The following is a 13,361-nucleotide window of genomic DNA, read 5'->3' on the forward strand; positions in this document are numbered from 1 at the left end:
ACACTATAACATCCCAGCAGATGAGACACAAGAAAAATATCTGTATGATTTTATTAATAATTCCTTAATGCTGCTCGCGGAGCGTTTTTTACTTTACAGGAAAGCAATTTTCCTGTAAAGCAAAAAAGCGAAACCAGTTTGCACTGATTCCGTCTTTTTACACGATTCTATCTTCCTTTCATCAGGAAATATTATTCACATTTCTCTATTGCTGCAATTACTTCATTTAACTTCTGTAATTCATCTTTGATTTCGCGGTTGTTATTACCAAAGTCTGTAGCCAGCGCAGATACATTGGTTGCAACAATTGCGAATCCTTTTCCAGCCTCTCCTGCACGAGCAGCCTCAATAGAAGCGTTTAATGCAAGAATCTTCTGGTTCTTTTCAATCTTGTCCAGCTGTTTAGTAATATCATTAATCTTCTGGATGTATTCTGAGGTCTTCTGTACATTCTCATGAATATCAGAATTCTTCTTCTCTTCATCCATTCTCTTCGCTTCAGATGCTGCAAGCTGTGTCAGAACGATAGTCAGAGCTGCTATCTTAGATTTAGCTTCGTTTTCATCCTCTGCGTCTTCCTTCTTCGCATAAGAAAGATATCCAGCAATTTCAATTCCGGCTTTGATCACATCTCTGTATTCAGATGCTTCACCTTCCCCGATTGCTACACTTCCATCAGAATCCAGAAGTAATGGTTTTACTCCTGTTACATTTTCCCATTGTGCAAAAAGTACCTCTATATCTTCTGCATTAAATATCTCATTCAACTGCATATTTCTGCCCTCCTAAATTATTTATCCTAATTATATCACATGTTTGCTTTGTGAACAAAAAAATTTTTCATTTTTTGACATTTTTCTATTTAATGCACAAAAATGCCCCAAGATTTCCTCTTCTTCCATGGCTTGCTCTGTGCGAAAACAACAGTTCACTGTTACAACAGGTACACACATTCGGCAAGATTAGTTTTTCCGGCAGGATTCCCGCATCTAAAAGCACTCTTTCATTGGCTTTCCAGAGATTTAACTGATACTTTCCATTTTCTTTCCGGTACATAATTTCACTGCCATGACCGGAAAACTCCTGCTCAAATTCCAGTGCCACATCTTCACTTACTTCATAACAGTCCTGGCAGATAGATGGGCCTATCGCACACCATACATCCTCCGGTACTGTTCCATATGCTTCTGCCATTGCTTTCAGCGTGGCTCTTCCCATTCTGTTAACCGTGCCCCTCCAGCCGGAATGGCTCAGTCCGATTGCCTTATGCTTTGTATCCACAAAGTAAAGCGGCACACAGTCTGCATAAAAGGTTGCAAGCATCAGCCCCGGCACATCGGTAATCAATCCATCCACATCATGATACGGCCGTTCCTTTGTCAGTCCGCTTCCTGCATCCTCTGCTGTTACTTTTCTTACATTGGTGGTATGGGTCTGGTCAGAGCAGACAACCTGCCCTGCTGGAACTTCCATTGCCTCAGCTACCCTGCGGAAATTTTCCTTTACTGCCTCTATGTCATCTCCACGGTTAAAGCTTAAATCCAGCGAAGAAAATTCATTCTTACTTACTCCACCCATTCTTGTGGTAAAGCAGTGTTTTACCATATCAAGTGCCTGCAACTGTGGATACTGCAGTAACACTAATTCTTTTTTCCCCGCATGGGAAAATACGGACGGTATCATGGTTCGTCCATCCTCTTTTATCTGAAATTCTGTCATTTTTCTTTTCCTGTTCTTATTTTTCCAGTTCCAACTCCATGCTGTAACGGATTCCATGCTGTAACTGGTTCAATTCTCCAGCATTCTTTTTCCTGTATCAAGTCTCATCTGTCACTAATAAGGCTCTATATAGGGGAAAGCATCCTTCAGCCACTGTATGTCCTCTCCTAATATTGCAATCACATCAAACCTGCAGGGCAGTCCCATCATATGTTTACACATCAGGTAATAATCTGCCACTCTTGATATTTTCCTTTGTTTGCGGTAATCTACCGCTTCCTGTGGAAGTCCCTTTCCGGTATCACTGCGGTATTTTACTTCTGCAAAAACAAGATATTTTCCATCTCTTGCAATCATATCAATTTCTCCGAACCTGCAGCGGTAATTCATCTCACAGATGCTGCAGCCGGATGCCTTTAAATACTCTGCCGCCTTTTTTTCATACTCACTGCCCATGCTGCGTTTATTTTCCATCCCTGCTCCCCTTTCTGTTATTCCTGCTATTTGGATTTCCACTATCCCGTTTGCCGTTACAGCTATTTTTATTCCAATTTACTGCGCAGCTTATCCATATCATCGACAAAGACAAGTATCTCTGCCACTACTTCATATAATTCCGGCGGAATCATATCTCCAATTTCAAGCCTGGATAAGGTATTTGCCAGCTGATTATCCTGATACAGCGGAACGTCTTCCTCTTTGGCTTTCTCAATAATTTTATCCGCAAGATACCCCTTACCGGTTGCCAGTATCTTTGGTGCCCTCTCTCCCGGCTCATATGCGATGGCAACTGCTGTTTTTTCTTTTGTTTTCTCTTTTTCTTTTGTTTTCGCTTCTCCGGCATTTTTCCCATCAAAGTCTGCCGGATGCCAGATTCCATTTTTCATAAATTACGCCCTCATATCAAAGGAATACCGATGCAGGATTCCGACTGACGGATGCTCCTGCTGCATAAAATCTTCAACCAGATTTTTCTTTCCGGACTGGTTCTCCACCTGTACCGTACAGGAATATCCTTTCTCCTGCAGCCGCTGCATCAGCTCAGCCATATGTTCTTCGATTAAATCATAGGATTTCTCATCCTCCAGATAAAAATTCGTATGCACCTTTCTATCCTTCATCCGCACAGACACATCCGTTGCACCAAGGTTATCCATATCAAGATGTAAAAAAGCACTCAGTTCGCCATCCGGTCTGTCCACACCACTCTTATTAGTATAGACAAATAAATCTCCGTGGGTATTCTGATTTGACATCCGAAGGGGAATCTGCACATAATGATAGGCATTATTAATCTGATTCATAAATTCAATATTCCCCTGCAGATTACTTACTGCTTTCGCAAGGGAAGTATTGCTCTGACCAGATTCCTGCACCAGCTCCTGCATCTTCTGCATCTGATTTTCCATCTTCTCATAAAGATGCTTAACAGCATCCCCTTTGATTTCTTCCGGTTTTAGTGTCCACTGCTGTTTTACCTCATATTCCAGCACTTTCTGATACTCTTTACTGGAAAACAGTTTCTTTGCAGAACCTCCGGTTAAACCCATTATCTCATCCAGTGCCTGATGCAGTTCTTTTAGAAATGCACCTGTAGAAAGATTTCCGTTTAAAGTCCCCTCTGCGGTAAATAATTTACTGCCTGCAAGCTGTGGAAATTCTTTCAGAAGATTTGAAAAATCCTTCATCTGCCCCTCTGTAAACAATGCGCCGACACTGCCCCTGGCATAATACTGCACGCCATCTAATGTTTCTTCTATGGATCCTGCTATCGTTTCAGCTTCTGCTAATTCCGTTCCTGTGATTTCTGTGGCAGCAAATTCTGACGCTCCTTCCAGTATGGCTCCTTCCTGAAGTTCCACCGGACTCCAGCTTCCTTTCTGTACTCCCTCTTTTACAATTACAGACATATCCAAAGAACCATCCTGCTTCAACACCTGATAGATTCGGCTTCCCAGTTCCAATGCCTCTGTCTCGGAAAGGTTTTCGTTCTGATATAATTTTCCGATGCTTTCCAAGACATCATCAAACTGTGAAGTGATTGCCGCCTGATCAGATTTATAATTTTCAAACTGCCGGATAAATTCTTCTGACATCGGAATGTCAAGCTTATGCATCAATACCAGTGACTTAATATCCGCATCCGGATATGCAGAAATACTGCGTGCCATATCCATAAGGCTTTCCCTGCCAATGGACATCTGCTCTTCCATCATGGAATTGACCATATCTATCATTCTTGGTTCTGCCGGAATGCCTGCTGCATCCAGTGCCTTTAACAACGTCGGATTATTGAGATTTCCATTGGTATAAGGTCGAATTTCAACGGTAGTTCCATCATTGGATTTCACCTGGAAAAACATCGCCTGACCAACGGCTAACTGTACGCCTGCTGCTATTCTCGCCTGAACAGTCTGACCATTTGCCAGTCCAAGCGTAACCGTTCCGTTTTTGATATCATTTACGGTTCCTTCAAATACATTTCCTACCGTCATTTCCCGTACGGCTGATACCAGCTGCTGAACCCCTTGCTGCGGGGCTGTTGCTGTAGCTCCGGTAGCCGAACTTCTGTTGTATTGTGCTAACATGTCTGAAATCTGCATATCAATCACTCCACTCTGCATTGCCAATTTCTTTGGAATTATTCACTGTAAAAATTCTTAATAAAGGTTCTCCGGTGAATTGGTGTTGGTCCATATTCTTTGATTGCTGCAATATGGGCTGCGGAGCCATAACCCTTGTTATCCGCAAATCCATATTCCGGCATAATTTTCGCATATTCTTCCATCATGCGATCCCTTGTTACCTTTGCAATGATACTGGCTGCTCCAATGGAAATGCTCTTTGCATCTCCTTTGATAATCGGAACCTGACGGATATCTACTCCCGGTATTGTCACCGCATCATTTAATAATATATCGGGTTTTACTTTCAAATTCGTTATAGCCTGCCGCATAGCTTCATAAGTAGCCTGCAAAATATTAATTTCATCAATCCGCCCCGGACCTACCATTCCAATTCCTGTTGCCACTGCCTTCTCCATAATTTCATCATAGAGTTTTTCACGCATGGATGCACTGAGTTTCTTGGAATCATTGATATATAAAATGTCACAATCCTTTGGCAGAATCACAGCTCCTGCCACAACCGGCCCCGCCAGCGGACCTCTTCCCACTTCATCTATACCGCAGATATAACCGGCATCCGCATATTCTTTTTCATACTTTTTCAGATTTTCAATCCGGGCATACTCTGTCTCAAGCTTCTGTATCCGCTTTCGTGCTTTTTCCACAAGGGTCTTTACGCCGCTTCGTTCATCTTTTTCATATCTTGCTATAAAATCAGGCAGCATACTGTCTTCTGCTGCCTGTAACTCTTCTTTGATTGCTCCGATTTTCTTCTCTTCTGCCATAATCACTTTATCCTCTGACTGCTCTTTCGTTTTTATTACTGATGCCGGATAAATCCAATTTTATCAAATGGATAGATTCTAAGCCATGCTTTTCCTATGATATCCGCCCGCTTGATATTTCCAACATCCGGGAACCTGCTGTCCTTGCTGTAATTGCGGTTATCTCCCATCACAAAATATTCATCCTCACCTAATGTAATCGGGTCTGATGCAAGTCCCGGGTCTTTAATAACCTCTCTTCCATAAGATTCTACCAGTTCTTCTCCGTTAATCAATATCTCTCCCTTATCGGTAATCTGTACCGTTTCTCCCGGCATTCCGATAATCCGTTTGATAAAATAAGTGTCTTCCTTATACTGATACGGAAATACAATAATATCAAAACGTTCCGGTTCATGAAACCGATAGGATATCTTATCTACAATCAGATTATCTCCATTGGTAAGGGTATTTTCCATGGACGAACCATCCACTCTGGTCCGCTGTCCAACATAACGTATCATCAAAAATGTCAGTACCACAATCACAATGAGATATAGTATGAAACTGACACTTTCCCTTACCGCCTTTCCTCTTTTGCCGTGTTCTTCTTCCTTCATATCTCCGTCTTGCTCCAACTCTTTTTGATTCCTATTCTTATTTTTATCTTATGCTTCCACTTCCGGTTTTTCAAGTGAAATTTTACCGAGCTTTCCAGTACGGAATTCATCCAGCACCAGTGCAGCGGCTTTGGCATAATCTACTTCATTTCCTTTTTTGATACAGCCACGGTTTAAGGCAATTTTCTCCAACATCTCTGCCGGTGTTCCCTCTTCTTCCATTCCATATCTTTCCTTTAATACACCCGGATACTCTTCCCGCAGAATCTGAATCAGTTCCAGTGAAAGTTCATCAATATTTAAAATATCATCTTTGATAGAACCTATCAGTGCCAGTCTTAACCCAACGCTCTGGTCTTCAAACTTTGGCCATAAAATACCCGGTGTATCCAAAAGTTCTACATTCTTATTCAGGCGAATCCACTGCTTGCCCTTGGTTACACCCGGCTTATTTCCGGTCTTGGCGCAGGCTTTTCCTGCAAAAGTATTGATAAAGGTGGATTTTCCCACATTCGGGATTCCCACTACCATAGCCCGCACCGGACGGTTCTTGATTCCTCTTCGTAAATCACGCTCCGTCTTTTCCTTGCAGGCTTCTGCTATAATTGCAGACACCTGCTTCATGCTTCCTTTATTTCTGGCATCCATGCGTACTACATAATAGCCCTTTTTCTTAAAAAACTCTGTCCAGCCTTCATTTTTTCTTTCATCTGCAAGGTCAGATTTGTTCAACAAAATCAGACGGGCTTTTCCTTTTCCCAGGGTATCTATATCCGGATTTCTGCTGCTCACCGGAATTCTTGCATCCACCAGCTCTATTACTAAATCTACCAGTTTTATATCTTCCTGCATCTGACGTTTTGCTTTCGTCATATGTCCCGGATACCATTGAAACTGCATCTTATTTTCCTCTCTTCCCTTACTGTTCTTCTATTTGATAAAACCGATTTTCCGGAGCGGAGAAATCCGGAACCATGCTTTTCCTATAATATATTCCCGTTTTACATTTCCAATATTGGCATAACGGCTGTCCTCACTGCTGTTGCGGTTATCTCCCAATACAAAATACTCATCTTCCCCTACCGTAATCTCTTCGGATGCCAGTCCTGCATCTTCAATGGCAGCTGTATCTACTTTTTCATCAAACAGCTCTCCATTTACATAGACTGCTCCATTCTTTATCTGTATCTTATCTCCCGGCACCCCAATGACACGCTTTACATAATAATGCGACTTTTCATTTCCATTTGGAAGAAATACAATAACATCATTTGCTTTTGGTTTCTTCAGTTTATAAACAAAACGATTAACCAGAATCTCTTCTCCGTTCTCTATCGTAGGGTTCATGGACTGTCCTACCACAGTGGTCCGAAGTCCGATAAAATATACAAATACAAATGAAATCACCAGGACAATTGCAATCTCAATTACCCAGGTGCCGATTTCCTTCAGCAGTGGTACATTTATTTTCTTTCTGCGTCTGCCAAAATTCAGACCACGAACGCTTCCTCTACGCATAATCTTATGTTCTCCTTCTTACCTGAATATCATTCGATATATCTGCAGAAACTGCCACCGGCAGCTTCTTACGAATACGTGGTAACTACAAGAAACACGCTTTGCGAGTTTCTCGAGTTATCGCGGTGCTCGCCAAATCTGCATGCAAGCATGCGATTTCTCTCGCTACTCGCGTAAATACAACAAGAGGGACGATACACATTGGCACGTCCCTCTGACAGATTCTTATTTTACTAACTCTTTTACTTTTGCTTTCTTACCGATACGACCTCTTAAGTAATTCAGCTTAGCTCTTCTTACTTTACCAGCTCTTACTACTTCAACCTTCTCTACGTTAGGAGAATGTAATGGCCAGGTCTTCTCTACGCCAACACCATTAGAGAATTTACGAACGGTAAATGTCTCACGGTTGCTTCCGCCCTGTTTCTTTAATACAACACCTTCGAAAACCTGAATTCTTTCACGGTTTCCTTCTTTAATTTTCGCATAAACCTTAACGGTATCTCCTACACGAAACTCTGGTGCATCTGCCTTTAACTGCTCTGCTTCAATGTTCTTAATAATTTCACTTGCGTTCATTTTGTGACCTCCTGTATATTTTGATGTTCTTAATGCATTCATTTGCAACAGAGGACCATCGCCTATTCACAACTGTTGTATTGTATCATGTTCTCTATGCCTCGTCAAGCTATTTTTATAAGCGTTTCTGTAACATTTCCGGATTGGATGCATAAACCAGTGCTGTCTCTTTTGTAATCTTTCCTTCCTGATACAATTTCAAAAGACTGCTGTCCATAGATATCATATCTTCCCGGTTCGAGGAATATACAACGCCGTCAATCTGTGGCACTTTATTCTCACGAATCATATTGCGGATTGCCGGTGTCACAGTCATAATTTCAAATGCCGGGATTACATTGCCATTCACATCCGGCACAAGCTGCTGGGAAACAATCGCCTGCAGCACCATGGAAAGCTGTACTGCAATCTGCCGCTGCTGATTTGCCGGGAACACATCAATGATACGGTCAATGGTATTAGCCGCTCCTATGGTATGTAAGGTGGATATAATAAGATGTCCTGTCTCTGCCGCTGTCATGGCAACACCAATCGTCTCGTAATCACGCATTTCTCCAAGAAGAATCACATCCGGACTCTGCCGCAGGGATGCACGTAATGCCGTTACATAATTTTCAGTATCTACATTTATCTCACGCTGGCTGATAATTCCATGCTGATGGCTGTGCAGATATTCAATCGGATCCTCTAACGTAATAATATGCTTGGCACACCGGCGGTTCAGTGCATCTACCATGCAGGCTAACGTGGTAGACTTACCACTTCCTGCCGGTCCTGTTACTAATACCATTCCCTTTGGCTGCAGACCAAGGTCAATGATATTCTGTGGAATTCCAATGTCCTCCGGCTTCGGCAAATCAAAGGTAATCACACGAACCACTGCTGATAAAGCACCTCTTTGTTTATAAGCACTGACACGGAATCTTGACAGTCCCTGCACCGCAAAAGAGAAATCATCATCCCCATGCTTTAACAACCGGTCAATATCACGATGGTCCGCAAGTTCATATATCTGCTCTAAATAATTTTCTGTCTCAGGAGGCATCAACCGCTCCCCCTCTTCTTTTATAATTACATTATTCGAACGATATGATATCGGAAGTCCGGCTATAATAAATATATCTGATGCGTGTTCCTCTACTGCTTTTCGTAATACTTCTTTTACATCCATAATTTTCCCACCAATCTCTTTATTTCTGCTGCTCCATCAACGGAAGTCTGGTTTCCTCCTGTCTTACATCAGTAGCAGTTTCTTTCCATTCTAATATGCTCCATTCCAGCATTTTTCCTGTCTCTCTATCCGTCTCTTCCGTAATTGAAAGCTTTACACGTAACTCCTGGGTGTCCGTCTCCGGCACACAAAAGCTTATGGTATCAGCTGCATCCTTCACCTCCGGCAATCCGGAAATTTCCTGCAGCGCCATTTCTTTATTTTCGGATTCTTCCAGAATAGCATCTATCTCTGCTAAGACATCATTTGCCTTGTTACATGCTTCATAATAGGCACTCATCTTATCTGCCGCCCGTTTACTGTATTTATAATCCCGCAGGGACGAAGATAATGACAACACTGCGAATAATAAAAAAGTCAGAATCAATACTACCACTAACAAAAAAGAGTATCCAAAAGGACTGGCTATACGCGGTCTGCGTTTTTCTTCGTATAATGCACTCTTACTCATCTTCTGCCGCCTCTCTCTGACTGATTACTCTCTTTAGTTCCACTTCATAAATAATCTTATCTTTCTCCCCGTCCTTCTGCTTTACTGCAAAATGACCGACCATCCGCTGCTTCGCTTCACCCAGTGTAATCCACAGGGTATATTCCGCATCTTTCGTCTTACAGTTCTCCCAGTCAGCAGCAAAGGATACCAAAAATGTATTATCCTCTTTCTCATAATAAGAATACTCTTCCTTCAGATAATCTTCCATATCTGTTCCGGAGCGGAATACTTCTGCTGCCGCTGCAGCCTTATGTACTGCCATATTCATATTTCCTGCATCTTCACTGATGCAATGGGATTTTACAAATAGCTGCAATCCCACCGCTGCAGCAATACAGAAAAATAAAATCGATATCATAAGTTCCAGTAAAAATACCCCGGAACGTCTTGCCTGCCCTTCTATCATATGCCTTCCTCTATTCCTGTCTTCTGCCGACAACAGCCACCACAGTATCCATTTTTCTCCCATCTTCCGACGTACAGGAAAAATGCAATAATCCATTTTCCAAAGCTTCCATTTTAAAATCTTCAACCGGAATGACTGCCTTTCCATCCGCTGTACTTACAGCAGTTCCGGACCGGACAAAAAGCTCTTTCAACATGCCATCCTCTTCAAAAATATAGGTGCAATATTCTTCTCCATCATAATCCTGACGGATAATAAGACTGTCTGTTCCATCTACCGAACCAATAGTAACTGTCCCATTATCATTCTGATGAATCTTCTCCGTAAGATAAGACAATACTGTTCTGCTTTCATAATTTTCATCTGCCATAGTCGTCGTATCCTGATAAATATCTGCTGCCAGGATAAGCACCAGAAGTCCGCAGATTGCCAGCAGCCCAAACAATGCCCATGGAAATAATATATCAATTGTATGTTTTCTGGCGGTACTCTCTGCCATATTCATCCCTCTTCACTCTAATTCTTGCGCTCAATTACTGTCACATCCGGCATAATGTTTGCTCCAAGCAGCTGGTAGTCCACAAAAAACTGCTCCTTATCATAGGAAAAACCATACTGTTCTTCCAGATACGAAAGACTGTCCGGGTAATGTCCTTCCAGCACATAACACTGCACGATTTCCCTCTGCAGAGCCTCTTCTAAAGAACGTTTTTCCTCCTCTTTACTATCCGCCATCAATCGGTTCAATCCATGGCAGGTCAATAAAATAATACAACAGGAAATGGCCACCGTAAATAATATCTTTGCCCAGACAGAATGCCTTTTTTCATGAAAAAAAAGCCTCTTTCGACGAAATCCTTCCATATGCATCTCCTTCTTACAGTCCTGCCATAATTCCCATCAACGGAAGAATCACGGATAACAGTATCATTCCGACAATAACAGACAAAATAATTACAAGTGTCGGTTCTAATATTGCAATATAAGAAGACATTCTCTGATCAATTTCTCTTTCATACTGTCTTGCTATCGTCTCTAATGTTTCATCGGTCTCTCCGGTTTTCCCGGAAATCACCAGCATCCTCTCATACAAGCCCTCAAATATTCCGGCACCGCCTACTGCTGCTGCAAAATCCTCGCCCTCTTCCATTTTCTGGCTGCATTTCTTAATCTTCTTCGAAAAATTCTTATCTGCAATCAATTCGTCTGCAAATTCCAGTCCCTTTTGCGGATTTTGTCCACTCTTTAAAGTCAGATACAGGCTGTCTGCGAAACGGCATGCTGCGATTTTATCGTATAAGCCATGAAACAAGTGCATTTTTCTGCTAAAACCGGCAAACGCTCTTCGTCCTCTGCTGCTCTTTACAAAATAAACAAATACTCCAACGATTACCGTCGCTATTGCAATGAATACAATTGCATAATTCGAAATTGTTTTTCCCAATGCCAGCATACCACCGGAAAATCCGGTCATCTGTCTGCCTAACTGGTGAAATACCTGTTCAAATACCGGCATTACTTTTGTCAAAAGTATCACAATTACAGCTATCATCATAGCAACCATAATCAAAGGATATGTAAGTGCACTTTTAATACTCTTCTCGATCTCATCCTCACGCTCGTAATGGTGAGTCAGCCCATTCATAACATCATCCAGTGTACCTGTTTCTTCTCCTATCTTAACCATCTGAAGAAGATAATCCGGAAATACACCGGTCTTTTCCAGTGCCGGATATAACAGTCCTGTATTTATCATTTCATCATACATTACCTGAAGTATTGCCTTTTCCTGCACATCCTTTGCATCTTCCAGTAATAATGACACCCCCTCAACTGCCGGAAAGCCTGCATGCAGAACCATTGTCATCTGGCTGCAAAAAGATGCACATTCAAGATTTGACAGCTTTTGCTGTTTTTTACTTTTTCCCATACTTTTCTTCCTCTCTTAATATGTGTACTTTATAATATAACGGCTTCCGTCGCCAATATAATCTTTTACGGTATCATCATCATTATTGGCTGCCAGGGTCGGATCCATAAGAGACCAGTCCTTTCCATCAAAAGATATTATATTATCTACCCAGCCTATCTCATCCACATAACAGCTGATCCACGCATGATAAGCCTCACCCGCATATCCTACCTGAAGTTTGGTTGGAATTCTCTGCGAACGAAGCATCGCTGCCATCAATGCTGCATAATCAAAACAGATTCCTTTTCCGGACGAAAGTGTTTCATCTACATCCGGCACATATCCATATGCAACATTCTCTGCTTTTTCTTCATCATATGTAATATTTTCAATTACATAATGATAAATGTTGGTTACTACATCAAGGTCACTGCCGCAGCCTGCTGCCAGTTCTTCCCCTTTCTTTACCGCCTTGAAATTCTCATCAAAATCCACATAGCAGTTAGGTGCCAGAAATGGGACAAATTCATCCGTAATGGTAACATCAATACTCTGGGTAAATGCTGTTGCATACAAATTTTCTTCTACTGATGCAGCTTCATATAAGGTCAACTGGTAAGTACCGCTTCCCTGTGTCAGTGGATATACAATATACGTTCCATTCTTTGTCACCAGATAGGTATATGCTTCCCCTTCCGGTGTCTCTATCTGGAATTTCACTTTTTCATTGGTTCCGGTATAATTAAGCATCACATAACCATCGGATGCATGCGATGCATCAATGGCAATCTGATCTGTCCCATAAGCCACTTCCCCGGAAGCCTCCGGATGTAATACTTCTGCTGTCGCATCACGATTTCCCTTTGCGGTATCATTGCTGCTTTGTTCCGGAGAATTCTTCTCTCCGCCGCAACCTCCCAATGCACAGCTCATCAGCAATAGCCCTGCGGCCATCCATACTATCAGGTAATATTTCTTACTGTGCCGGCTCTTCTGCCTCTGCATGACAACACACCTATTCCTTTTCCTGTATATTCCTGCTATCTGTACCTATATATAATAAAATTGCCGCCAGTAATACAACTGAGACGATTACAATTTTACCGTAAAAGGTTACCATAGCTGCAAATATCCCTCCTAATACCGGAATGGTCAGGGTTACTTTTCCAATTACCTGTGCATAGGAAACCGGGGAAATATCCTCCGCTTCATTTGCATCTCCTTTGGTAATCAGCTGACCGGACACCACCTGATTCTTCACCACACGATGGGTAATGATAATTCCCGCATCTGTATCGCTCCGATATGCCACAACTTCACCTTCCGTAAGTTCTGCCGGTGCTTCTTCCCTGACATAAATAAGACTTCCTACCGGAATCGCCGGTTCCATGCTTCCGGTTACAACTGTATAAATATCAAACCCTGTAAGCCTTGGTAATGTCAATGGTATGCAAATCAGAATCACCAATATCAGAAGAGATACTCCTATCAT

General features: G+C 42.1%; 18 protein-coding genes. All 18 read right to left on the reverse strand.

Features of this window, described 5'->3' with window-relative positions; translation table 11 throughout:
* Positions 1-191: 191 nt before the first annotated feature.
* The 18 genes from DWX65_RS15470 to DWX65_RS02960 all read right to left on the reverse strand — a co-directional run bounded on the left by DWX65_RS15470 (position 192) and on the right by DWX65_RS02960 (position 13,361).
* Positions 192-773 (reverse strand): methyl-accepting chemotaxis protein, encoded by a 582-nt coding sequence (locus tag DWX65_RS15470; RefSeq protein WP_118172756.1) that lies wholly within the window; start codon positions 771-773, stop codon positions 192-194.
* 85 nt (positions 774-858) lie between these two features.
* Entirely contained in the window at positions 859-1,719 is an 861-nt protein-coding gene (pgeF, locus tag DWX65_RS02880; protein WP_118172757.1) for a peptidoglycan editing factor PgeF, read from the reverse strand.
* Between the two features lie 114 nt (positions 1,720-1,833).
* A complete protein-coding gene (locus DWX65_RS02885) occupies positions 1,834-2,193 on the reverse strand; it encodes a YraN family protein (protein WP_022242460.1) in 360 nt (119 codons plus the stop codon).
* A gap of 68 nt (positions 2,194-2,261) precedes the next feature.
* Positions 2,262-2,606, reverse strand: coding sequence for an EscU/YscU/HrcU family type III secretion system export apparatus switch protein (locus DWX65_RS02890; protein ID WP_117698192.1), 345 nt, complete (start codon positions 2,604-2,606; stop codon positions 2,262-2,264).
* Between the two features lie 3 nt (positions 2,607-2,609).
* Positions 2,610-4,322, reverse strand: a complete 1,713-nt coding sequence (gene fliK / locus DWX65_RS02895; protein ID WP_158564689.1) for a flagellar hook-length control protein FliK — start codon at positions 4,320-4,322, stop codon at positions 2,610-2,612.
* A gap of 38 nt (positions 4,323-4,360) precedes the next feature.
* Complete coding sequence (locus tag DWX65_RS02900) at positions 4,361-5,131, reverse strand: ribonuclease HII (RefSeq protein WP_118172759.1); 771 nt, start codon at positions 5,129-5,131, stop codon at positions 4,361-4,363.
* A gap of 35 nt (positions 5,132-5,166) precedes the next feature.
* Positions 5,167-5,730, reverse strand: a complete 564-nt coding sequence (gene lepB, locus DWX65_RS02905; protein ID WP_117840820.1) for a signal peptidase I — start codon at positions 5,728-5,730, stop codon at positions 5,167-5,169.
* 48 nt (positions 5,731-5,778) lie between these two features.
* Complete coding sequence (gene ylqF / locus DWX65_RS02910; RefSeq protein ID WP_117840819.1) at positions 5,779-6,630, reverse strand: ribosome biogenesis GTPase YlqF; 852 nt, start codon at positions 6,628-6,630, stop codon at positions 5,779-5,781.
* A 30-nt stretch (positions 6,631-6,660) separates the two neighbouring features.
* Complete coding sequence (gene lepB / locus DWX65_RS02915; protein ID WP_197420859.1) at positions 6,661-7,248, reverse strand: signal peptidase I; 588 nt, start codon at positions 7,246-7,248, stop codon at positions 6,661-6,663.
* A gap of 225 nt (positions 7,249-7,473) precedes the next feature.
* A complete protein-coding gene (gene rplS / locus DWX65_RS02920) occupies positions 7,474-7,827 on the reverse strand; it encodes a 50S ribosomal protein L19 (protein WP_022242453.1) in 354 nt (117 codons plus the stop codon).
* Between the two features lie 115 nt (positions 7,828-7,942).
* Positions 7,943-8,998, reverse strand: coding sequence for a type IV pilus twitching motility protein PilT (locus DWX65_RS02925; RefSeq protein WP_022242452.1), 1,056 nt, complete (start codon positions 8,996-8,998; stop codon positions 7,943-7,945).
* 19 nt (positions 8,999-9,017) lie between these two features.
* Positions 9,018-9,509 carry a hypothetical protein gene (locus DWX65_RS02930; protein ID WP_117946684.1) on the reverse strand — a complete coding sequence of 164 codons (492 nt, stop codon included), beginning with the start codon at positions 9,507-9,509 and terminating at the stop codon, positions 9,018-9,020.
* Entirely contained in the window at positions 9,502-9,957 is a 456-nt protein-coding gene (locus tag DWX65_RS02935) for a hypothetical protein (RefSeq protein WP_117698197.1), read from the reverse strand. The genes DWX65_RS02930 and DWX65_RS02935 overlap by 8 nt, the downstream gene beginning before the upstream one ends.
* Before the next feature lie 10 nt (positions 9,958-9,967).
* Positions 9,968-10,456 carry a DUF4860 domain-containing protein gene (locus DWX65_RS02940; RefSeq protein WP_158552059.1) on the reverse strand — a complete coding sequence of 163 codons (489 nt, stop codon included), beginning with the start codon at positions 10,454-10,456 and terminating at the stop codon, positions 9,968-9,970.
* A 17-nt stretch (positions 10,457-10,473) separates the two neighbouring features.
* Entirely contained in the window at positions 10,474-10,821 is a 348-nt protein-coding gene (locus DWX65_RS02945; RefSeq protein WP_117840813.1) for a hypothetical protein, read from the reverse strand.
* A gap of 13 nt (positions 10,822-10,834) precedes the next feature.
* Positions 10,835-11,887 (reverse strand): type II secretion system F family protein, encoded by a 1,053-nt coding sequence (locus tag DWX65_RS02950; protein WP_117946686.1) that lies wholly within the window; start codon positions 11,885-11,887, stop codon positions 10,835-10,837.
* Between the two features lie 15 nt (positions 11,888-11,902).
* Positions 11,903-12,874 carry a transglutaminase domain-containing protein gene (locus DWX65_RS02955; RefSeq protein ID WP_242997788.1) on the reverse strand — a complete coding sequence of 324 codons (972 nt, stop codon included), beginning with the start codon at positions 12,872-12,874 and terminating at the stop codon, positions 11,903-11,905.
* A gap of 10 nt (positions 12,875-12,884) precedes the next feature.
* A complete protein-coding gene (locus DWX65_RS02960; protein ID WP_242997789.1) occupies positions 12,885-13,361 on the reverse strand; it encodes a signal peptidase I in 477 nt (158 codons plus the stop codon).

Source organism: Roseburia sp. AF20-18LB, from assembly GCF_003461185.1.
Taxonomy (GTDB): domain Bacteria; phylum Bacillota; class Clostridia; order Lachnospirales; family Lachnospiraceae; genus Roseburia_C; species Roseburia_C amylophila.